The 21,854-nt window shown below is 52.8% G+C and carries 18 protein-coding genes; 4 read left to right on the top strand and 14 right to left on the bottom strand.

The annotated features are described in order from the left end of the window. Positions 1 to 107: 107 nt before the first annotated feature. From L579_RS15200 to L579_RS15210, 3 genes are all read left to right on the top strand, one after another. Positions 108 to 1,133: an ABC transporter substrate-binding protein gene (locus L579_RS15200; RefSeq protein ID WP_021185086.1), complete on the top strand. Its 1,026-nt coding sequence runs from the start codon at positions 108 to 110 to the stop codon at positions 1,131 to 1,133. Between the two features lie 114 nt (positions 1,134 to 1,247). Next, positions 1,248 to 2,516: an ABC transporter permease gene (locus tag L579_RS15205; protein ID WP_021185087.1), complete on the top strand. Its 1,269-nt coding sequence runs from the start codon at positions 1,248 to 1,250 to the stop codon at positions 2,514 to 2,516. Positions 2,517 to 2,528: 12 nt separating this feature from the next. Beyond that, complete coding sequence (locus L579_RS15210) at positions 2,529 to 3,356, top strand: ABC transporter permease (RefSeq protein WP_021185088.1); 828 nt, start codon at positions 2,529 to 2,531, stop codon at positions 3,354 to 3,356. Positions 3,357 to 3,385: 29 nt separating this feature from the next. Here L579_RS15210 and yfcD read toward each other — a convergent pair whose 3' ends face one another. Beyond that, on the bottom strand, positions 3,386 to 3,904 hold the full coding sequence (gene yfcD, locus L579_RS15215; RefSeq protein ID WP_021185089.1) for an NUDIX hydrolase YfcD: 519 nt from the start codon (positions 3,902 to 3,904) through the stop codon (positions 3,386 to 3,388). Between the two features lie 111 nt (positions 3,905 to 4,015). After that, positions 4,016 to 4,657, bottom strand: a complete 642-nt coding sequence (yfcF, locus tag L579_RS15220; RefSeq protein WP_021185090.1) for a glutathione transferase — start codon at positions 4,655 to 4,657, stop codon at positions 4,016 to 4,018. A 203-nt stretch (positions 4,658 to 4,860) separates the two neighbouring features. Between yfcF and L579_RS15225 the strand changes: the two genes are divergently transcribed. Continuing rightward, positions 4,861 to 5,754, top strand: a complete 894-nt coding sequence (locus L579_RS15225; RefSeq protein ID WP_021185091.1) for a TIGR01777 family oxidoreductase — start codon at positions 4,861 to 4,863, stop codon at positions 5,752 to 5,754. A gap of 97 nt (positions 5,755 to 5,851) precedes the next feature. Here the strand turns inward: L579_RS15225 and hisP are convergent, their stop codons facing one another. From hisP to accD, 12 genes are all read right to left on the bottom strand, one after another. Continuing rightward, a complete protein-coding gene (hisP, locus tag L579_RS15230; protein WP_021185092.1) occupies positions 5,852 to 6,625 on the bottom strand; it encodes a histidine ABC transporter ATP-binding protein HisP in 774 nt (257 codons plus the stop codon). A 7-nt stretch (positions 6,626 to 6,632) separates the two neighbouring features. Then, positions 6,633 to 7,349, bottom strand: a complete 717-nt coding sequence (locus L579_RS15235; RefSeq protein WP_021185093.1) for an ABC transporter permease — start codon at positions 7,347 to 7,349, stop codon at positions 6,633 to 6,635. Further along, complete coding sequence (locus tag L579_RS15240) at positions 7,346 to 8,032, bottom strand: histidine ABC transporter permease HisQ (RefSeq protein ID WP_021185094.1); 687 nt, start codon at positions 8,030 to 8,032, stop codon at positions 7,346 to 7,348. Before L579_RS15240 ends, L579_RS15235 begins: the two co-directional genes overlap by 4 nt. 76 nt (positions 8,033 to 8,108) lie before the next feature. Continuing rightward, positions 8,109 to 8,891, bottom strand: a complete 783-nt coding sequence (gene argT, locus L579_RS15245) for a lysine/arginine/ornithine ABC transporter substrate-binding protein ArgT (protein ID WP_021185095.1) — start codon at positions 8,889 to 8,891, stop codon at positions 8,109 to 8,111. Between the two features lie 275 nt (positions 8,892 to 9,166). Continuing rightward, the gene (locus L579_RS15250) at positions 9,167 to 9,736 is read right to left on the bottom strand and encodes a UbiX family flavin prenyltransferase (protein ID WP_021185096.1); all 570 of its coding nucleotides are present in this window, start codon (positions 9,734 to 9,736) and stop codon (positions 9,167 to 9,169) included. A 121-nt stretch (positions 9,737 to 9,857) separates the two neighbouring features. Next, positions 9,858 to 12,362: an inverse autotransporter beta domain-containing protein gene (locus tag L579_RS15255; protein WP_081692786.1), complete on the bottom strand. Its 2,505-nt coding sequence runs from the start codon at positions 12,360 to 12,362 to the stop codon at positions 9,858 to 9,860. A gap of 440 nt (positions 12,363 to 12,802) precedes the next feature. Next, positions 12,803 to 15,940 (bottom strand): inverse autotransporter beta domain-containing protein, encoded by a 3,138-nt coding sequence (locus L579_RS23040; RefSeq protein WP_081692787.1) that lies wholly within the window; start codon positions 15,938 to 15,940, stop codon positions 12,803 to 12,805. 569 nt (positions 15,941 to 16,509) lie between these two features. Next, positions 16,510 to 18,027: an amidophosphoribosyltransferase gene (purF, locus tag L579_RS15265; protein WP_021185100.1), complete on the bottom strand. Its 1,518-nt coding sequence runs from the start codon at positions 18,025 to 18,027 to the stop codon at positions 16,510 to 16,512. A gap of 36 nt (positions 18,028 to 18,063) precedes the next feature. Further along, positions 18,064 to 18,549 (bottom strand): colicin V production protein, encoded by a 486-nt coding sequence (gene cvpA / locus L579_RS15270; RefSeq protein WP_013509911.1) that lies wholly within the window; start codon positions 18,547 to 18,549, stop codon positions 18,064 to 18,066. 252 nt (positions 18,550 to 18,801) lie between these two features. After that, positions 18,802 to 19,542: a cell division protein DedD gene (dedD, locus tag L579_RS15275; RefSeq protein ID WP_021185101.1), complete on the bottom strand. Its 741-nt coding sequence runs from the start codon at positions 19,540 to 19,542 to the stop codon at positions 18,802 to 18,804. Then, on the bottom strand, positions 19,532 to 20,800 hold the full coding sequence (gene folC, locus L579_RS15280) for a bifunctional tetrahydrofolate synthase/dihydrofolate synthase (RefSeq protein ID WP_021185102.1): 1,269 nt from the start codon (positions 20,798 to 20,800) through the stop codon (positions 19,532 to 19,534). The genes dedD and folC overlap by 11 nt, the downstream gene beginning before the upstream one ends. Positions 20,801 to 20,869: 69 nt before the next feature. After that, positions 20,870 to 21,778, bottom strand: a complete 909-nt coding sequence (gene accD / locus L579_RS15285; protein ID WP_013509914.1) for an acetyl-CoA carboxylase, carboxyltransferase subunit beta — start codon at positions 21,776 to 21,778, stop codon at positions 20,870 to 20,872. Positions 21,779 to 21,854 lie beyond the last annotated feature (76 nt).

Below are 21,854 nucleotides of genomic sequence, written 5' to 3' on the forward strand. Positions count from 1 at the left end.
GGCGCATCGCTCCGTTCCAGCGCTGCGCCGGTTACCTGGCATAAAAGCTGCATTGCAAACACCACGCAGGTTCGCCTGCACATCAATAATAATTCAGGAGTTGTGGGATGGTTAAAAAGTTAGCTGTACTCATTTTCGCTACCATAGCACTGCAAGCACAGGCAGAAACCCTGACTGTGATCTCTTTTGGTGGCACCAATAAAGACGCCCAGGACAAAGCATTCTATAAACCGTTCACTGCCGCTGGCCTTGGCACCATTGACGCGGGCGAGTACAACGGCGAGATGGCACGTATCCGCGCGATGGTCGAAACCAAACAGGTCGGCTGGGATGTGGTGGAGCTGGAAACGCCGGAACTGCTACGCGGTTGCGAGGAAGGGCTGTTCGAAACTCTCGACTGGAACAAGCTGGGGAAAAAAAGTGATTTTATTCCCGGTAGCGTGAGCGAATGCGGTGCCGGGATTTTTGTCTGGTCGACCGTACTGACCTATGACGCCGACAAACTGAAAACCGCGCCGACCAGCTGGGCTGACTTCTGGGATGTGAAGAAATTCCCGGGTAAACGCGCGCTGCGTAAGAGTGCCAAATATACCCTCGAAATCGCGCTGATGGCCGATGGTGTGAAGCGTGAAGATGTCTACAAAGTGCTGGCGACCCCGGCCGGTGTTGATCGTGCCTTCAAAAAACTGGATGAGCTGAAACCGAATATTCAGTGGTGGGAATCCGGTGCGCAGCCGCTGCAATGGCTGGTATCGGGCGACGTGGTGATGGCTTCCGCTTACAACGGCCGCGTTGGTACCGCGCAGGCTGAAGGTCACAACTTCAAAATCGTCTGGGACGGCGGCCTGTATGACCTCGACAACTGGGCCATCGTCAAAGGTTCGCAACATAAGGCACTGGCGGAAAAGTTTATCGCCTTTGCTAACCAGCCGGAAAACCAGAAAGTCTACGCCGAAAATATCCCTTACGGTCCGACCAATATTAAAGCCGGATCGCTGCTGGAACCTGCCCGTCTGAAGCAACTGCCAACCGCGCCGGATAACCTGGCGAAATCGGTACAGGTAGATGCCAATTTCTGGCTGGAACATGGCGAAGAGCTGGAACAGCGCTTTAACAGCTGGGCCGCGAAGTAAGTAGTCCCGTAGCGGCGCGATTTATCGCGCGTTTTTTCCGGCACGACGCACAGCATTGCGCGATAAATCGCGCCGCTACGAATGAGTGCAGAAATATCAGTAAGGAGTCCGGCCATGAGCCAAAATCCCGTGTTGGATACCCCAGCACAATCGGCGCCCAACGCGCACGAACCGACGCTGCGCCAGCGTCTGCAACGCACTGAGTTTGCCAAAACCCGGCGTTCGCTGCTGCTTATTGCGCCGTTGCTGGTGTTCGTGGTGGTCTGCTTCCTCTTCCCGATTGGTTCGATACTCAGCCAAAGCATCAATAACCCGGAACTGCCAGAGGCGTTGCCGCAAACCAGCAAAGCCTTACAGGCATGGTCGGGAGATGCATTACCGGACGAACACCTTTATGCCCTGCTGGCGAAAGAGCTAATCGCCGCGCGCGATCAGGGACAAATCGCCAGTGTGGCGAAGCGTCTCAGCTACGAAGATGCCAGCTACCGTCGCTTGATCCTGGCCGTTCCACGTCAGGCACCGGCCGATGGTGTTGATGTGAAGAACACCCTGATTGCCAAACAGCCACTGTGGGGAGATATCACCACCTGGCGCACGCTGCAACGTGCCGCCAAACCTCTGACCAGCCTGTATCTGCTGTCGGCCTTTGACCGTAAAGTCGATGCCAAAACCGGTGCTATCGTCAGTCAACCCGCTGACCAGGCGCTGTACGTAAATGTACTGCTGCGCACCTTATGGATGGCGACGGTGGTGACCCTGTTGTGTGTCGGTATCGGCTATCCCCTCGCTTACTGGCTGGCGAAGCAGCCATCAGGCCGTGCCAACCTGTTGATGATTCTGGTGCTGCTGCCGTTCTGGACCTCGCTGATTGTCCGTACCGCCAGTTGGATTGTGCTGCTGCAATCGGGCGGGCTGATCAACCGGGCGCTGATGGGGATTGGCCTGATCGATCATCCGCTGACGCTGGTGTTTAACCGCCTCGGTGTCTATATCTCGATGACCCATATTCTGCTGCCGTTTATTGTGCTGCCGCTGTATGCAGTGATGAAAGGCATTTCACCCAGTTACATGCGTGCCGCCATCTCCCTTGGGGCGCATCCGTTTCTCGCTTTCTGGCGCGTATATGTGCCGCAAACCTTCGCGGGTATCACCGCCGGTGCGCTGCTGGTATTTATGATGGCGATTGGTTATTACGTTACCCCGGCGCTGCTCGGCGGTCCCGACGACCAGATGGTCAGCTACTTTGTGGCCTTCTTTACGAACAGCACCATGAACTGGGGCATGGCCGCTGCACTCGGCAGCCAGTTGCTGATCATCGTGATGCTGCTGTACATCGTCTATGTTCGTGTTACCCGTACCCCCGCTGAAGCGGCGGCGCGTTAAGGAGTGGCGAAGATGAAACAACAAGGTTCTACTCTGCTGCGCCTGTGGGGCGCATTCTTCAACTTCTATGGCGCGGCGGTGTTGCTGTTTTTGATCCTGCCGATTCTGGTGATTGTGCCGCTGTCGTTTAATGCCAGCTCGTTCCTCAGCTATCCACTGAGCGGATTTTCTCTGCGCTGGTATCAAACCTTCTTCCATTCACAGGAGTGGCTGGGCGCGCTGGGTAACAGTTTGCTGATAGCGCCGCTGGCGACGTTACTCGCCACCGTCCTCGGCGTGCTGGCATCGATGGGTCTGGTGCGGGGTGAGTTTCGTGGTAAAGGTCTGGTCATGGCGATCATCATTTCGCCGATGGTGGCGCCCGTGGTAATCATCGCGGTGGGGATGTTTTTCTTCTTTGCCCGACTGTCATTGCTGAACAGCTATCTCGGTCTGGTACTGGCGCATACTTTGCTCGGCGTGCCCTTTGTAGTGATTACCGTGGTCGCGGTGCTGAAAAGCTATGACACCAATCTGTCACGCGCGGCTGCCAGCCTTGGGGCATCACCGCTGCTGACTTTTCGCAAAGTCACCCTGCCGCTGATTGCGCCGGGGGTATTTTCGGGGGCGCTGTTTGCCTTTGCCGCCTCATTCGATGAAGTGGTGGTGACACTGTTCCTCGCCAGTCCAAGCCAGCGCACGCTACCGATTCAGATGTTCGCGGGGATCCGTGAAAACCTTGATCCAACCATTGCCGCAGCGGCAACGCTGATGATTGGAGCGTCGCTGGTGCTGCTGATTGTCATGGAGATCTTACGGCGACGAGGTGAGCGCATGCGTCAGTCGCATCCAGCCCATTAATGCAAAAGGCGCCAGTTGGCGCCTTTGTTTTATGCGTCGCTGTTGCGACTTAGCCACAACGACAAGGCTTTCAGTGAATCATCGGTGAACTCGTCACAACGCGCGGTGATCTCTTCCGGCGTCATCCAGAATACTTCATCCACTTCCTCTTCCTGCATAGCAAAAGGACCGTGCGAGACGCAGCTAAACAAACCGCCCCAGACGCGGCAATGTTCATCTTCGAAGTAGAATTTGCCGTGCTCAGCAAACGGGACCGCAGCGATACCCAGCTCTTCTTCCGCTTCGCGCCGCGCCGATTCCAGCATATCCTCACCACTCTGCACCACGCCACCCGCGGTAGCATCAAGCTTGCCTGGCATGAAGTCTTTGATTTCAGTACGACGTTGCACCAGAATTTTTCCCATGCCGTCGTGCACCACGATATAGGTGGCGCGATGACGCAGGCATTGTGCACGCATCTGTGCGCGGCTGGCCTGTGCAATCACTTCATTCTCTTCGTTAACGATATCTACCCATTCGATACCGTCAGCTGCAGGTTGATCCACCATCCGTAACCCTTTTCTGTTTAGGCGTGCCGGGCACGCGCCTGTTTACTGTTCTTTATTAGAGTGAGCGGTAAGGTAAAGGGTTCTTTTCCCCATCGCAAGACCTCTTCGTGCTTAGCGCTGTTTACCTGATTCAGCCAGCCACAGCTGCACGGAAGCGCGCTGCCATTGGAACTCGGCATAGTGCTGTAACTTCACCGGTAATGGATCGCCGTGCAATGCCAGACGGTTAATCATCACCGCCAGATCGGTATCGGCAATTGACCATTCACCAAACAGATTCTGCTGCCCATCCGGCAACAGACGCAGCACCGCGCTGATCAGCTTTTCGGCTGCCTGCTCACCCGCCGGTGTCAGTGGCGCAAAACGTTCGCCGGCAAATAACACCTCGGTCGGACGTTCCTGACGCAGCGCCATGAAATCGCTGCGCAACCACGCCTGAATCTCACGCGCATGGGCGCGCTTTTCACGATCGCGCGGGTACAGGCGTTCATATTCCGGTGCCGGAAAACGCTCCTCAAGATATTCGGCAATCGCCGAGGACTCATTCAGGATCAAATCGTCAATCTGCAAGGTCGGCACCCGGCAGGTAAGTGACAACGCACGATACTCATCATCCCATTGCGCATTACGCGACAGGTCAACGCGTTTCAGGGTGAACGGGATGCCCTTTTCGGTCAGTGCTACGTAGACCGACATGGCATAAGGGCTAAAGAAAGAAGCATCGGACCACAACGTCATGTTCGGGTAATTCATCGGCTGCCTCGGATATGCATCAGGAGTGCTTCATGTTTACCGATTTTTCGCGCATTAGGCAATGGCAGTCAGGCCAGTTGCTGGGGCGGTAAGACCAGTTAAGACTGCGGATTTTTCATCGTAAGCGTCGGCGCGGTCACGCCAGTTATACGCTTCTCTTCTATGCTGAAACTGAGCACATAACAAGCACAAGGAGGCTCAACATGCATCTGCTTATTACTGGCGGCACCGGTTTAATTGGTCGCCATCTGATCCCGCGTCTGCTGCAACTGGGTCAGCAGGTCAGCGTGGTCACGCGCGACGTCGCCGCCGCGCGCGAAAAGCTGGATCCGCGCGTCGCTATCTGGTCCGGTCTGGCGCAACAGCAGGATTTAAATGGGGTGGATGGCGTGATTAACCTTGCCGGTGAACCCATTGCTGATAAACGCTGGACCGCCGAACAAAAACAGCGGCTGTGTGAAAGTCGCTGGCAGATTACTGAACGAATCGTCGCTCTCATCAATGCCAGCAGCCAGCCACCGAAATTTTTGATCTCCGGTTCAGCGACCGGATTCTATGGTGATACCGGCGATCTGGTACTTACAGAGGATGATCCCGGACACGAAGAGTTTACCCATACACTGTGTGCCCGCTGGGAACAACTGGCCCAGGCGGCTCAGAGTGTACGTACCCGAGTATGCCTGCTGCGAACTGGCGTGGTGCTGGCGAAAGAAGGCGGTGCACTGGCGAAGATGAAGTTGCCGTTTAAACTCGGCGTTGGCGGCCCGATTGGTAGCGGTAAGCAGTATCTGCCGTGGATTCATATTGATGATTTGGTCAACGCTATCTGGTGGCTGATTGATAATCCGTTACAGGGCCCCTTTAACCTGGTCTCCCCCTACGCTGTGCGCAACGAACAGTTTGCCGCCACGCTGGGTCATGTGATGCATCGCCCCGCTTTTATGCGCACGCCTGCCAGCGCCATCAAACTAATGATGGGCGAGTCTGCGGTTTTGGTACTGGGCGGCCAGCATGTGTTGCCGAAACGACTGGAAGAGTCGGGATTTGGCTTCCGTTGGTATGACTTGCAGGAGGCGCTGGAGGATACGGCGGCGTAAACATAATAACCCCTGGTAGCGGCGCGATTTATCGCGCAATTCCGTGCGCACTGCCGGTAAAATCTGCGCGATAAATCGCGCCGCTACGCGGGATCAATTATTTCAATGAACCCTTCAGGAATTGTTGCAGGCGTGGGCTTTTTGGATTGTTAAACACCTCATCCGGCGCGCCCTGCTCCTCAATTTTACCCTGATGCAGGAAAATCACATGACTGGAGACATGACGGGCAAACTCCATTTCGTGCGTCACCACCACCATGGTTTTGCCCTCTTCGGCCAGCTTCTGCATGATGCGCAGCACTTCGCCAACCAGCTCAGGATCGAGGGCTGAGGTTGGTTCGTCAAACAACAACACTTCAGGTTCCATTGCCAGCGCACGGGCGATGGACACACGCTGTTGCTGACCGCCGGAGAGATGCACCGGGTATTTCGCACGGGCGCGCTCGTCAATACCAACTTTATCGAGATACTTAATGGCACGTTCGCGCGCTTCTGCTTTGCTCAATCCTAAAACCTGGATTGGTGCTTCCATGACGTTTTCCAGCACCGTCATATGGCTCCACAGGTTGAAGTGCTGGAACACCATAGTCAGGCGGGTACGCAAGGAACGCAGCTGCTCTTTGTTCGACACCTTTAACTGACCATCGGTATCGCGTACCAGATTGATCTGCTCATTATTGACGGCAATGGTGCCTTCACTCGGTTTTTCGAGGAAGTTAATGCAGCGCAGAAAGGTACTTTTCCCGGAACCTGACGAGCCAATAATACTGATAACGTCCCCGGCATCTGCCTGTAATGACACACCTTTCAGGACTTCATGTTCACCGTAACGCTTATGCAGTTCGGTAACGCTTAATTTATTTTCAGACATAGGTTACTCAATGCGATGAAGAGGGTTTCACATGCGCTAGCCAGCGGCGCTCCGCCATACGGAACAAGCTAATCAGCACGTAAGAGATAATCAGATACAGCACTGCGGCAATGCCAAACGCAACAAACGGCTGATAGGTCGCCGAGTTAATATCACGCGCGATTTTCAACAGATCGGGCACCGTGGCGGTGAACGCCAGCGCGGTGGAGTGCAGCATCAGGATCACTTCATTGCTATACGCAGGCAGCGCAGTGCGCAGCGCCGACGGCAGAATGATGCAACGATACAATTTAAAGGTGGAGAAGCCATAGGCACGCGCCGCTTCAATTTCCCCGTGCGGCACGGCACGAATCGCGCCGGCAAAAATCTCGGTGGTATAAGCACAGGTGTTGAGGGTAAACGCCAGCAAAGTACAGTTAAGACCGCTGCGGAAAAAAGCATTAAGCAATTCGGTGCCCTTCACCACTTCCAGCGTATACATACCGGAGTAGAACACCAGCAGCTGCACATACAGCGGCGTACCACGGAAGATGTAAGTGAACAACCACACCGGGGTGGAAACGAAGCGATTAGGTGACACGCGGGCAATGGCCAGCAGCACCGCAAGGCAACCGCCGATCGCCACCGAAATAATCAACAGCCACAGGGTAATGGCGACACCGGTAAAACGGTAACCATCGGTCCAGAGCAGGGATTTCCAATACTCGTGAATAATATCGATCATAGCTCTGCCCTTTTCACACCTACCGAGTAGCGGCGTTCAAGCCACCACAACACGCCATTCGACAGCGTGGTAAACACCAGATAAATCACTCCGGCAACAATCGCGAAGTAGAACGGTTGCCAGGTACTTTTACCGGCCAGTTGAGTGGCTTTTACCACATCTTCCAGGCCCAGCAGCGACACCAGCGCCGTCGCCTTCAGGATTACCTGCCAGTTGTTGCCAATACCCGGCAGCGCAAAGCGCATCATCGCCGGAAACAGAATGCGGCGGAAGGTTTGCGAACCGGTAAAGCCAAAGGCGGTAGCGGCCTCAATCTGCCCTTTCGGCACTGCGAGGAAGGCACCACGGAAGGTTTCGGTGAAATAGGCACCGTAGATAAAGCCCAGCGTGATTATACCGGCCACCATCGGGTCGATATCGAACTGCGCCACACCCAGCGCATCAGTCAGGGCATTCAGGGCGATCTGCAAACCGTAGAAAATCAGCAGCATCAGCACCAGATCCGGCACGCCACGGATCAACGTGGTGTAGCCTTCGAACAGCATCGCCAGAGGGCGGCTGCGGGAAAGTTTGGCGCCAGCGCCAATTAAACCGAGCACAACGGCCAGCAACACTGAACTGAGCGCCAGTTCCAGCGTGACCAGGGTGCCTTTCAGAATGACGTCAGAATAGCCATACAGCATGAATTTGATCCTGTCGTGGGGGTAATTAACGAAGCACTGCCCGCACGCGGCGGGCAGTCTGGTCGACAGGTTTTACTCAGTCACCGTAAACATTAAAATCAAAATATTTCTTCGCAATCTTGTCGTAAGTACCGTCTTTACGCATCGCATCGAAGGCTTTATCGATAGCGGCTTTCAGGTCTGCATCATCTTTACGCAGGCCCATACCGGTGCCAACACCAAAGATTTTATCATCTTTTACTGCCGGGCCAGCAAACGCGTAGTTTTTACCAACCGGCTGCTTCAGGAAGCCTTCGCTCGCCTGCACTTCATCCTGGAATGCCGCATCAATACGACCCGCGTTCAGGTCCTGGTAGACCAGGTCCTGGTTGGCGTACGGCGTGACCGTTACACCTTTCGGGCGCCAGTATTCGTTAGCGTAGGTTTCCTGGGTGGTGCCCTGCAACAGGCCGATGTTTTTGCCTTTCAGCGATTCAACAGTCGGCTGAATGGTTGAACCTTTCGGTGCCACCAGACGGGCGTTGGCCGCATAGAGTTTTTCAGAGAAAGCTATCTCTTCCTGACGTTTTTCAGTAATGGAGAGAGAAGAGATGATGGCATCAATCTTCTTCGCTTTCAGCGACGGGATCAGTGCATCGAAATCACTTTCTACATAGGTACATTTGGTTTTGATGCGTTTACAGATTTCGTTAGCCATATCAATATCAAAACCCACTAACTGTCCTTGCGCGTTTTTCGATTCAAACGGCGGGTAAGTCGGGTCAGTCCCGATGCGTAGCGTATGCGGTACCGCCGCGAACACGCTCGCGGCGCTGGACATGGCCAGCATCAGAGAAAGAGCCAGAACTCGCTTTTTCATAGGTAACCCTCAAGTGAAGTGCTTTTTGTTATGTGCTGCGTGATGTGTTTGCGCTGATTAATGTGCATGTTTCATGCCAGTTATGCAAATTGGCGAAACGCTGTACAGGCGCACTAAATACTGCGTCCACCAGGGGCGCAAGCACTTAGTTTGTGAGGGAAATATAACAGCGAAGTGAGCAGGAAAAAGCGACATTGTTAACTTTTGGTGCATGAAATGCACGAAGAGTGATCGGACGCGATATTTTGCACCAATTTTGTGCGCAACTGCACCATTTAAGCGCCTTGCCAGCGGGTAAATAGATCCTGTGGCAACTCAATATCGAACTGATCCAGCACACGGTTGACCGTTTGATCCACCAGTTCTCCGATATTTTGTGGACGATGATAAAACGCCGGTACCGGTGGCATAATCACCGCACCCAGTTCTGCGGCGGTGGTCATCATACGCAAATGTCCAACATGGAGCGGTGTTTCACGCACACACAGCACCAGTTTGCGCTGTTCTTTCAGCACCACATCGGCGGCACGCGTCAGCAGGCTATCGCTGTAGCTGTGCACAATGCCGGACAGGGTTTTCATTGAACACGGCAGAATCGCCATGCCAAGGGTCTTGAAAGAACCGGACGAGATACTGGCGGCGATATCGCGCACATCATGCACCACATTGGCCAGCGCCTGCACATCGCGCAGATTAAAATCTGTTTCCAGCGCCAGCGTCTGCCGTGCCGCCTGGCTCATCACCAGATGGGTTTCCACCTCTGCCAGCGGTTGCAGCACCTGTAACAGTCGCACGCCGTAGATGGCGCCGCTGGCACCGGAAATACCAATGATGAGTCGTTTCATAATGATCTTGTTATGCAGGTAAACCCTAATCATAACCCGCAGCGAGAAAAGAAAACAAAAAAAGGTAATCGCCGAAGCGATTACCTTGCAGGATCAAAACATCTTTAATGACGTGGGCTGATTAACAGCGAACAAACATAATTTTAGGTTTCGGACCGTCAACACGTTTGCCATTGATCATCACCTTCAACGTATAAGTGGTTGTTTTATAGTGCGGAGTAGCAATCGCCGCAGAGCCGCTTACGTTACCTTTTATATCGGTCTTGTTCTGGTTGAGGAGTTGGATATTGACCAATTTACCCGCAGTATCTTCTACCGCCAGCACAGACACTTTCTCGCCAATAATCGGGTTTTCGAAGCGATCGCGCAGCGTGATGGTAAAGCCAGCCGGTTTACTCATCTGAACCGACCCGGCTTTAATTTTTCCGTCTGTGGTTTGGCTTTTCCAAATCTGAGCCGAATTGACATCGGCTATGACGGTGAAACGCTTCATTGCTACCGGTTTTTTCTCACCCGCAACACGCACGGTTACGCTGTAGTTACCCGCTTTTTTCTCTACCAGCGTTGCTGACACGTTACCCTGTGCATCAGTTTTCCCGTCATTCGCCGCAGCGATAGTTTTGCCATTTTGGTCGGTGAAGGTGATGATCGCATCCTTAACCGGTTTGCCATTAATATCCGTGGCTTTCACCGTAAAGGTGGCATTGCTGCCTGCGACAAATCTGTTTTCCTTGCTGACAAATGCCAGGTTGGTCACCTTAACCACTTCCGCTTCTTTGGCCTTTAACTTCAGGGTTTGCGGTTGTCCCAACTGTTGGTTGCCGTGATACAACGTCAACGTCACGATACCGTCTTCATGACCTGCGGTCAGATCCACCACGTAGTTGCCCTGCACCTTACCTAATTCACGGAACTGGCCGATGGTCACACGGGAACTGGCACGCATTTTCGTATCCAGCAACGTGGCTTCCAGACGCAGATTATCCGTTTCGTTACTGACCGGATTGCCATTTTTGTCTTTCAGATCAATCACCGCATGGGTCTGGTCAGTACCGTTAGCAATCAGCTCATCAGCACCCAGTTTCAGGGTGGATCTTAACGCATCGGGTTGTGCCGGTTGGGCGGGCTGTTCAGGCTGAGTCTGCTCCGCTTTTTCTACCGTAATCTGTACCTGGGCGCGTGGCGAGGCTTTCCCTTTGCTGTCATAAGCGATGGCGCTCAGGGTATAGTGGTTATCCGCACCCTCCTTATAGGCTGGCAACACCAGCGCCGAATTGGCGCCAGTACCGACAACTTTTCCGCCCGCTGCGACCAAAGCCGCGTCATCCCAGACAATTTTGTCCAGACCATGTTTGGCCCAGACGCTCACGCCAAGTGAATGTTGCGTGCCTTCAACGCCCTGAATCGCACTTGCCAGCGAGAAGGTGATCACCGTCTGCTCGCGATAGTCCATCACGATCTGGTTATTACGCGACACCAGATCGTAGCGCGAACCGGCCAGACTGCGCTGCGCTGCTACGGCTTCTGGTGACAGATGCCAGTCCAGAGAGCGGCCAAAATTCCAGTTCAGGTTCAGCCCTATGGTGGTGTCCTCTCCGCGCTGCATACTCATGCGATGTCCCGCATCAATCGTGACCAACGGAACCGGTGTCCAGTTTACCCCGACAGTCGCGACCGATGGGTTATGCTGGAGACGATCACGGCTGATCAGTGCAACATTATCACCATAATATTGTTCATATTTTACTTTCGCACCGAGCTGCGGATAGACCGGCAACCAACTGGACAGCTCAATATCCCAGCCATTGGCTGGACGTTCGTCATGGTCGGCGATAAACCGCGAATCATGCCAGCCATTGAGTTTGAAATAGCCGTTGGCGTTCAGCCGCATGGCATCAGTCCCGACTTCAGCACCGATACCGATACGGCGGTTATTGCCGCTGAAATCGTTATCAAAAAAGACGTTATTACCCAGCATCCAGCCATCAGCAAAATAACGCGCGCCAACACCGACGTTGCCTGTGGTGCGGTCATCCGCGTGACGCACACCTAACTGGCTGAAAATCATAAAATCTTCACGACTGTTCCACAGAGGCAGCAGCACATCACCGGCATAGTTGTATTTTGCAAAATTTTTCGCCGAGCTGATGGCGACACGGGAAGAGCCGCCAAAGCCATTGAGCCAGGTTTCCGCCTGTTTGCTGGCCAGCGAGTTAAGTTGGTCCTGGCCGAACTGGCGGGCATCGGTGGTTTTGTCGTTGGCTTTGACATCCGTCTTATTGGTTTTTGGTGTCTGTACGGTGGCGTGCGCCAGCGGCAACGTGGAGGCTTTTACGGCCGGAGCTGCCGGAATCCAGATGGTTTGCCCGGCACCTGCCGCCAGGAAAGCCGCTTTGTCACTCCATTCAAAGGAGTTAATTTCCCAGAGATGATCAACCATCAGGTTATTTTTGCGGGCAATATCCGCCACGCTCTCACCAGGCTGGAGTACGGTAGATTCAACCGCCATATCCTGATATTGCGTGCTCCTTGCATGAGCAACTCCGGTGACACCCACTGTTGACGCAGCCAGTTGCATAAAAATCGCGGTATAAATAGCGGAAAACTTAAACTTCTTAAATCTCATTTAATAAAAACCCAGCAAAGTGAAGACGCATGTAATCAATAAGCACAGGGCAATCATTTTTCCGCCTATGCTTTTTTCGCCGGGCATTCTCTGGTCAGTTCGCAAAAAACGGTAATGAGATTTTTCACAGAAATTTATGATGAGTTTATCCTGAAATTTATTTCCTGATTTCCCGATATCACACTCCTGAAACCTGAACCATTAATATCTTTATCAAGAAAAAAACCAGTGGAAAAATGATCTACTACAAGAAGTCGCCAACAGGTTACAATAAAAGTAACTTATCGAGGCTGATAATGATGCAATGGGCGATAATTTTATTTTTTCTTTTGCATTAATAAAATAACAACAAGAATCAGCATATCCTCATTGCTACTAACAGAAAAAAGGCAACCACCGGAGTGGTTGCCTTAAAGGAGAAGAGTGGACTCCCCTGCTATTTAATTGACATTGGTAAATTCCATCGTAGTGCTGGGACCATCAAGACGTTTACCGTCTATCATGACATACAGGTCGTAATAAGCATTCGACGACTGAGTATGTCCAGACAATGTTGCCTCACCAATGACCACACCATCCCCATTGGTCTTGTTGTTTACAATAGTAATTGTCGGCAAGATACTAGATCTTGGTTCTGCTACAACAGTTACCGTTTTGTTAATCAATGCATTTTCGAAGCGATCCGCCAAAGCAATGGCAAACGTTGCTGGTGTCACTGTTTCTACTCCAGCGGTTCCTACCCCTCTGTAAGTGCCCAGTGTGGACTCACCACTTACAACTCGTGCCGAAGCCATATCAGCTATCGCCATATAAGGTCTTTGTTGCATTACTTCACTATAGCCTTGAACACGAACGCCAAGGATCAGATTAGTTCCAACACTTTCTTTTTCTGGCATCCTCATCGTGGTAGACGCCTGACCTTGTGTATTAGTTTTAACCCTGTCGATAATGTTGTTCGCTTGATTAAAGAACTCAACCGTTGCATCTGGAACCGGAATACCATAGCTGTCAGTCACAACAACCGGGAAGCTTGCTTCGCTGCCAACAACGAATACCTGATCGTTATTCTCGAAGCGAATTTTGGCAGGCTCACTGGCTACACGCTCCATCGTCACTGGTTTAACATTACCTTCAACACGCTTACCATCAATCATGGCATAAAGGTTATAGGTTACTGTGGTCTCTTCTACAGGGACCTGCAATGTCACGGTTCCGCTCACCTCACCATGTTCATTGGTCTTACCAGCGCCGTTCGCTGTAATTTTGATCTGATTACCATTTTGTTCCGCCTCAAAAACGACAGTTTGATAAATAAGTGGATTTTGGAACCGATCCTGCACTATGGCAGTAAAGGTTGCTGGTGTAATCATTTGTACTACACCATTATTTGTTTTAAATTTTCCAGCCGTGATCTCACTCTGAGCAACTTGCGCTGAAGCCACATCTGCCATCACCATATAAGGTTTATCAACCAAATATTTATCAGAGCCAGCAACACGAATGGCGATGTTATAGTGTTGCGCTTTTTCTTTCATCAGAGTTAAAGATACTTTGCCCTCTGCGTCCGTTATGCCGCCATTATCAGCAATGATGGCATTTCCCTCTCGATCATTAAATTCAAGGGCTGCACCTGAAACGGGCTTACCCTCGCTGTCAGTAGCAATTACGGTATAGGTAAAGCTCTGACCCGCAACAAATTGATTTTCAATAGAAGTGAAGTTAATTTGTGCAACATCTCCCGCCTCAGATCCTTTCGCCTTCAACGTCAGTTCCAGCTGACCCAATTGCGTGCTGCCATGATACATCGTCAGCATTACTACACCGGCTTCAGTACCTGCGGTCAGATCCACCACGTAACGCCCTGAACCTTCTTCACGGAATTTGCCGACAGTCACACCGCTATTAGCTGCACGAGTCAGTTTATTCTGCATCTGCGCGTCCAGACGCAAATTACCGGCATTGCCACTAATAAGCTTGCCGTCTTTATCTTTCAGCTCGACCACCAACTCGGTTTTACTTGTACCATTGGCCACAAGTTGCCCATTGATGAGGGTCAAAGTGGTCTGTCCGGCATCCGGCTGGCCCGGCTGCTCAGGAATCTGCTCCGTTTTTTCTACCGTGATTTGTACCTGTGCACGCGGAGAAGCCTTGCCTTTGCTGTCGTAAGCTACCGCACTCAGGTTATAGCTGTTGTTCCCACCTTCTTTATACGATGGCAACACCAATGCTGAGTTCGTACCGGCACCGGTAATTTTACCGCCCGCCGCCACCAATGCGGCATCGTCCCAGACAATTTTGCCCAAGCCATGCTTCGCCCAGACGCTGACACCCAGCGGCTGTGAAGTGCCTTCCACACCTTTGATCGCGCTCGCCAGTGAGAAGGTAATCACGGTCTGCTCACGGTAATCCATCACAATCTCGTTATTACGTGATACCAGTTCATAGCGTGAACCCACCAGGCTGCGCTGATCGGCCACCGCTTCCGGCGAAAGGTGCCAGTCAAGTGATTGACCGAAGTTCCAGTTCAGGTTCAGGCCAACGGTGGTGTCTCCGCCACTTTGCATGCTCTTACGATGACCCGCGTCAACAGTCACCAGCGGTACCGGCGTCCAGTTCACACCCATCGTCACGGCTGACGGGTTCTTTTGCAGGTTACTACGGCTCATCAACGCCACGTTGTCGCCATAGTATTGTTCGTATTTAACCTTACCTCCGAGCTGCGGATACATCGGCAGCCAGCTCGCCAATTCGATATCCCAGCCATTGGCCGGACGCTCATCATGATCCGCCAGCAATTTAGACTGATGCCAGCCGTTAAGTCCGTAGTAGCCGTTAGCAGCCAGACGCAGCGCTTCAGTCCAGATCTCTGCACCAAGACCAATACGACGGTTGTTACCGCTGAAATTGTTATCAAAGAAGACGTTATTACCCAGCATCCAGCCATCAACAAAATAGCGTGAACCGAAGCCAATATTGCCGGTGGTACGTTCGTCAGCATGACGCGCACCCAACTGGCTGAAGATCATAAAATCACGGCTGTCCCACAACGGTACCAGCACATCACCGGCATAGTTGTAGTTAGAGAAGTTCTTATCAGAGGAGATGGAAACACGCGATGACCCACCAAAACCGTTCAGCCAGGATTCGGCTTGCTGGCCCGCCATCGAGTTGAGCTGGTTCTGACCGAACTGATGTGCATCGGTGGTTTTGTCATTTACTTTAACATCAGCCTGCTGTGCTGATTTATTCGCTTTTGTGTCCTGCTGGGTCGCTCTTTCCAACGGTAAGGTTGCTGCTTTGCCAGCCGGTATCCAGATAGCCTGACCGGCAGAAGCCGCCAGGAAAGTGGCTTTATCGCTGAACGCAAACGAGTTGATTTCCCACAGATGATCGACAGATACCTTATTGCGTTTTGCTACGTCTGCGACACTCTCACCCGCTTTCAGCACCGTGGACTGTACCTTCATGTCCTGCTGAGTACTCGCTTGAGCAACAATGGGCATACCCAATGTCGAAACTGATAGCTGCATAAAAATTGCAGTATAAATAGCCGATAGCTTAAATTTTTTAAATTGCATTAAGATTTACCCAGTGATTGAAAAACGCCTGAAAAATATCGCCCGGAATAAAAATCGCTGTTTTATTTCGAGCTTTACCGCAGCAAATTTTCAATGCAGTGAGAAAAAATCGTTAATGAGATTACGCGGAATAATTATGGATGAGAAAAATCGCCGCGGACAGGCTATTTTTCTCACTCATAAGCACATCGACAAGTAAAATCTCAAAAATCAGCCATTAACCATTTATGCTATTGATAATTAGGAATACAAGGCATAACAATCCTGATAAGAAACTGAAAATAAAACCTATTTCCTTCTGAGTTATTAACAATATGAAAATGATATGTTTAAATTAATGTATACTTTTTAATTAAACCAATCACTAAAAATCAGGGCAAGAAAAAAGAATAATCAGGAATTAGTCATTCCCCAATCAAGGCTTATCAGTTTTTTACTACTGCAATTAAGAATAAATAGTCGGACAGGCGGCAATTAAACGCCCGGGAGAGAGGTGAGAAATGTTAGCAGTGAAATTATTTGCGGAATATGCCCGTTTTTAATCATCAATTAAAAACGGGCAATAAAACTTAACCTTCGTTATGCAGTTCCAGACCTTCAACCTCAGTCTGACGTGCAATGGCTTTTGCATCATCGTTACGCAGTGACTGGAGGTAGTCCAGATAACGTTGGTCAACGTCTTTGGTGACATAAACACCGTTAAACACCGAACACTCGAACTGTGCGATATCCGGGTTCTCTTCGCGAACCGCTTCAATCAAATCGTCCAAATCCTGGAAAATCAGCGCGTCAGCTTTGATCAGCTGGCGAATCTCTTCCACTTCACGACCGTGAGCGATAAGCTCAGTTGCGCTCGGCATGTCGATACCGTAGACGTTCGGGAAACGAATTTCCGGTGCGGCTGAAGCCAGATAGACACGCTTAGCACCCGCTTCACGCGCCATCTCGATAATCTGCTCGGAGGTGGTACCGCGCACGATGGAGTCATCCACCAGCAACACGTTTTTGTCACGGAACTCGGCACGGTTGGCGTTCAGCTTACGACGCACCGCGCTACGGCGCAGATGCTGCCCCGGCATAATAAAGGTACGGCCCACGTAACGGTTTTTCACAAAACCCTGGCGATACGGTTTGTCGAGAATACGGGCGATTTCCAACGCCACATCGGTTGAGGTTTCCGGAATCGGAATCACCACGTCGATGTCGAGATCTTCCCATTCACGAGCAATTTTCTCACCCAGCTTGGTGCCCATACGGACACGCGCGCTGTAAACCGAGATCTTATCAAGGAAGGAATCCGGACGCGCAAAGTAAACGTACTCGAACAGACACGGATTGCTTTTCGGGTTCTCAGCACACTGGCGGGTCGAGAGTTGGCCCTGCTCGGTGATGTACACCGCTTCGCCCGGCGCTACGTCACGAATAAATTCAAAGCCCAGCGTATCCAGCGCGACGCTCTCGGAAGCGACCATATACTCGGTGCGACCATCAGCAATCACGCGTTTACCCAGTACCAACGGACGGATGCCGTTCGGGTCGCGGAAGGCCACCATACCGTGACCGATAATCATCGAAACTACCGCGTAAGCCCCGCGCACCTGCTGGTGCACCGCAGCCACTGCGGCAAAAATGTTGTCAGCTTCCAGCGGGTAATGCTGAAAACGGTCCAGCTCCTGCGCAAAAATGTTCAGCAGGATTTCGGAATCTGAGGTGGTGTTGACGTGACGGCGACCCACTTCGAACAGCTGTTTACGCAGCTCGTGTGCGTTAGTCAGGTTGCCGTTGTGCGCCAGTGTAATGCCGTAAGGGGAGTTCACATAGAAAGGCTGCGCTTCAGAGGCGCTGGAGCTGCCTGCTGTCGGGTAGCGTACATGACCAATCCCGATGTTGCCCTGCAAACGCTGCATGTGGCGTGCTTCGAAGACATCGCTCACCAGCCCGTTGGCTTTGCGCAGACGAAAGCAGTTCAGCGCATCGATGGTACAAATGCCGGCGGCATCCTGCCCGCGGTGCTGTAGCACCGTTAACGCGTCATAGATCGACTGGTTTACTGGCATAAAACCGGTGATACCAACAATACCGCACATGTTGTCATTTCCTCATTAGCCGCACTCCCGATGGCGTCACCGGGGTAAAAAACTGGACGTGCTTTTCAGATAGTCGAAGAACCACCTGATGATGTAACTGAACTGGGGAATGAGTTGGGACTGCTGCCAGTCCGGGCTTTTCGAGAAGCCGGTGAATGTATCGAGGAAGAAGAGAATAGCGGCAACGATCAGCACGCCACGCAACGCCCCGAAACAGACCCCCAACACCCTGTCGGTTCCCGACAGACCGGTCTTTTCAACCAGCGTGCCGATCACATAGTTCACGATGGCACCCACAATCAGGGTGGCAACGAAGAGCACCGCGATAGCGATACCGTTGCGAACCAGTTCGTCGTCAAAACCTGTAAACCAGACTGCAAGGTAGGCGTAGTAGTGACTGGCGACAAAAAACGCGCATCCCCAGGTAACGAGAGATAAGGCTTCCCGGACAAACCCACGAACCAGGCTGACCAGGGCCGAAAAACCAACTACCGCAATAATGACGTAATCAATCCAGATCATGAACTCTTCCAGCGCCAGCGCGATTGCACCCCTGCATCCAGTTCGGGGCGCATTCTAACAGAAAAAGAAAACGTTTGCGTAGGGTTTTCCGGTTCTGCATCCATAAAAAGGGCGATGAAAAAAACTTTCCTCGCCCTGAGACAATTCAGTGCTGTAATCCACTGAAATATAGTAATTTTTTAGCCAACATCACGGTGAACACTCCGTGCTATGCCGCGCCTTTTTCAGCCATCGGCGCGGCTTATCAACGGTTTAGCGCGTGCTGTAGGGTTTCACCACTCCACCGAGTCCGGAGAGGTTTTTCAGTTCACCCAGTGCGGCTTGCATCTTCGCTTTTGAGGCATCAGGCCCGACGTAGATGCGGGTAATTTGCCCCTGAACCGGCGTGGATGGCACGGTAAATGCGCGATATCCCGACAGACGCAACTGCGCGACGATCTCATTCACTTTAGCCGCGTTTTTCAACGCACCGAGCTGGACCACATAAGCCTGGCCCGCCGGGGCTTCCGCTTCGCTCTGCTTCGGCGTTTCAACCGGTTTAGCGGTTTCTACTGGCTTCGGCTGCTCGACCGGCTTCGGTTCAACCGGTTTTGGTTTCGGCTGCTCCACCGGTTTCGGCTTAGGTTGCTCGACCGGTTTCGGTTTCGCAGTCTGCACCGGCGCACTCTGGTGCACTGGCGGAGGTGTCACTACCGTGGGTTCGTTGTTCTCCACTGGCTGCGCGCTGCCAGACTCGACCGGGGTGGTGGTTTTACCACTGGCTTCGCTTTGCGCCGCACCTGCGCCTTCCGGCGGCTGGGCCGGCAGCGACTGCGTCACCGGGGGCACCATCTCACTGTCCTGTTGATCATCCGGTTTTGGCACCAGCGGAATTGCAGCGAATTCCTCTTTGTAGTGCTTTTTCTTGCCATCCAGCAGGCCTGGTAACACGATGACGCCAACCGCCACCAGGATTACCGTGCCCACTAAACGGTTCTGAAACTTACTTGCCACTGCCGTTCTCCGCTGCCATCGATTCCATTACCTGTGCTACGGTGTGGAAAGAACCACACACCAGAATCACATCCTCGGGCCGGGCCTGCTGACGCGCAGCCTGCCATGCTGAGTCTACGGTCGCAAATGCCTCACCGCTTGCCAGGTGAGCAATCAACTGCTCCGCCGTCGCACCGCGCGGGCCGTCAAGCGGTGCGCAGTACCAGCTATCCACCTGTGGTGCCAGCGCCGCCAGTGTCCCGGCGATATCTTTATCATGCAGCATCCCGACCACCGCATGAACCTTACCGGTACGCGGCAATTCAGCCAGACGTGAAGCCAGATAATAAGCGGCATGGGGATTATGCGCCACATCGAGGATCACACGCGGCGAGGTGCTCACCGTCTGAAAACGGCCTGGTAAAATCGCCAGCGGCAGATGCTGGCGAATGATCGCTTCGCTTACCGATAAACCCGAGGCGCGCAACGCAATAAGCGCGGTGGCAGCATTGGGGAGCGGCACCTTTGGCAGGGGAAGATCGCGCAATTCGCCCTGCGCATCCTGCAAACTCCAGCTCTCGCCCTGCTGCTGCCATTGCCAGTCACGGTTACGCTGCAACAACAGCGCGCCCTTCTCTGCTGCAACCTCGGCAATGGTGTGCGGCATATCGGGCTCACCCACCACTGCGGGTTTCCCACCACGAAACACGCCTGCTTTCTCGCGGCCAATGCTTTCGCGGTCCGGTCCCAACCAGTCGGTATGATCCAGTGCGATGCTGGTGATAACGGCGATATCCGCATCAACGATATTGGTGGCATCCAGCCGCCCCCCGAGACCGACTTCAAGGATCACCACATCAAGCCCGGCAGCACGGAACAGATTGAGTGCCGATAAGGTACCGAATTCGAAGTAGGTCAGGGAAATATCGCCACGTCCGGCTTCAATCTCGGCAAAGCTGGCGCTGTGCAACGCTTCATCCAGCTCCGCGCCCTGGACGCGCACCCGCTCGGTGTAACGCACCAGATGCGGTGAGCTGTAGACGCCCACGCGGTATCCCGCCGCCATCAACAGGGTTTCCAGCGTACGGCAGGTGGTGCCTTTGCCGTTAGTCCCGGCAACGGTGAAAACAAATGGCGCGGGTTTGAGCAGGTCAAGACGTGAAGCGACGCGTTGAATACGATCCAGCCCCAGTTCAATGGGCTGAGAATGCAGGTGTTCAAGATAATGAAGCCACGTAGCTAAAGGCGACGTGGCTTGGGGAAGGTGAAGAGTGTCCATGTGTCCCGTTAACTAACTTTATACGGTGCATTGGTGAAAAGGCGCATTTCTGCGCCTTTCCGTTGCCTGTCAGGCCTCGTTGCTCTCCGGCTCAGCCGCAATCGGCTGATCACCATCCTGCAGCGGCGCTGGCAGGTTCATCATTTTCGCCAGCAGGCTGGCCAGCTTAAAGCGCATCTCCGGACGACGGATGATCATATCGATCGCGCCTTTTTCGATCAGGAATTCACTGCGCTGGAAGCCCGGCGGCAGTTTTTCACGTACGGTTTGTTCGATAACACGCGGACCGGCAAAACCGATCAACGCTTTCGGTTCCGCCACGTTGAGATCGCCCAGCATCGCGAAGCTGGCAGAAACGCCACCCATGGTCGGGTCAGTCAGTACCGAGATATACGGCAGACCGCGTTCCTGCATTTTCGCCAGTGCGGCACTGGTTTTTGCCATCTGCATCAGCGACATCAGCGCTTCCTGCATACGCGCACCGCCACTGGCGGAGAAGCAGATCAGCGGGCAATTATCTTCCAGCGCCTGCTCAACCGCACGTACAAAACGCGCACCAACTACTGAACCCATTGAGCCGCCCATAAAGGAGAACTCAAACGCCGCAGCCACGATCGGCATACCGTGCAGTTGGCCTTTCATGACGATCAGAGCGTCTTTCTCGTCGGTCTCTTTCTGAGCCGCCGCCAGACGATCTTTGTACTTCTTCGAGTCACGGAACTTCAACAGATCCTTGGGTTCCAGCTCGCTACCTAATTCTACCAGCGTTCCTTCATCCAGCAGGCTATGCAGGCGCTCACGGGCGTGCATGCGCATGTGATGGTCGCACTTCGGGCAGACCTCAAGATTACGCTCCAGCTCGGCGCGATACAGCACCTGGCCACAGCTGTCGCACTTGGTCCAGACCCCTTCCGGGATGTTGGCGCGGCGCGTCGGCGTAATATTGCTTTTGTTAAGTATGCGTTCAATCCAGCTCATTGATGACCTTTCTGTTTAAAACCGACCTGGTCCAGTCTTCTCATTGCTGCTGAAATCACCTTCAGCAGGCCGTAAA

Origin of the sequence: Pantoea sp. AS-PWVM4, assembly GCF_000468095.1 — a bacterium.
Taxonomy (GTDB): Bacteria; Pseudomonadota; Gammaproteobacteria; order Enterobacterales; family Enterobacteriaceae; genus Pantoea; species Pantoea phytobeneficialis.

Coding starts and splice junctions, on each gene's coding strand:
- L579_RS15240 (WP_021185094.1), bottom strand. CDS start 8,032: ATGCTGTATGGCTATTCTGACGTCATTCTGAAAGGCACCCTGGTCACG.
- purF (WP_021185100.1), bottom strand. CDS start 18,027: ATGTGCGGTATTGTTGGTATCACCGGTTTTATGCCAGTAAACCAGTCG.
- L579_RS15225 (WP_021185091.1), top strand. CDS start 4,861: ATGCATCTGCTTATTACTGGCGGCACCGGTTTAATTGGTCGCCATCTG.
- yfcD (WP_021185089.1), bottom strand. CDS start 3,904: ATGGTGGATCAACCTGCAGCTGACGGTATCGAATGGGTAGATATCGTT.
- argT (WP_021185095.1), bottom strand. CDS start 8,891: ATGAAAAAGCGAGTTCTGGCTCTTTCTCTGATGCTGGCCATGTCCAGC.
- L579_RS15255 (WP_081692786.1), bottom strand. CDS start 12,362: ATGAGATTTAAGAAGTTTAAGTTTTCCGCTATTTATACCGCGATTTTT.
- hisP (WP_021185092.1), bottom strand. CDS start 6,625: ATGTCTGAAAATAAATTAAGCGTTACCGAACTGCATAAGCGTTACGGT.
- L579_RS15210 (WP_021185088.1), top strand. CDS start 2,529: ATGAAACAACAAGGTTCTACTCTGCTGCGCCTGTGGGGCGCATTCTTC.
- L579_RS15200 (WP_021185086.1), top strand. CDS start 108: ATGGTTAAAAAGTTAGCTGTACTCATTTTCGCTACCATAGCACTGCAA.
- L579_RS15205 (WP_021185087.1), top strand. CDS start 1,248: ATGAGCCAAAATCCCGTGTTGGATACCCCAGCACAATCGGCGCCCAAC.
- L579_RS15250 (WP_021185096.1), bottom strand. CDS start 9,736: ATGAAACGACTCATCATTGGTATTTCCGGTGCCAGCGGCGCCATCTAC.
- cvpA (WP_013509911.1), bottom strand. CDS start 18,549: ATGATCTGGATTGATTACGTCATTATTGCGGTAGTTGGTTTTTCGGCC.
- L579_RS15235 (WP_021185093.1), bottom strand. CDS start 7,349: ATGATCGATATTATTCACGAGTATTGGAAATCCCTGCTCTGGACCGAT.
- folC (WP_021185102.1), bottom strand. CDS start 20,800: ATGGACACTCTTCACCTTCCCCAAGCCACGTCGCCTTTAGCTACGTGG.
- accD (WP_013509914.1), bottom strand. CDS start 21,778: ATGAGCTGGATTGAACGCATACTTAACAAAAGCAATATTACGCCGACG.
- L579_RS23040 (WP_081692787.1), bottom strand. CDS start 15,940: ATGCAATTTAAAAAATTTAAGCTATCGGCTATTTATACTGCAATTTTT.
- yfcF (WP_021185090.1), bottom strand. CDS start 4,657: ATGAATTACCCGAACATGACGTTGTGGTCCGATGCTTCTTTCTTTAGC.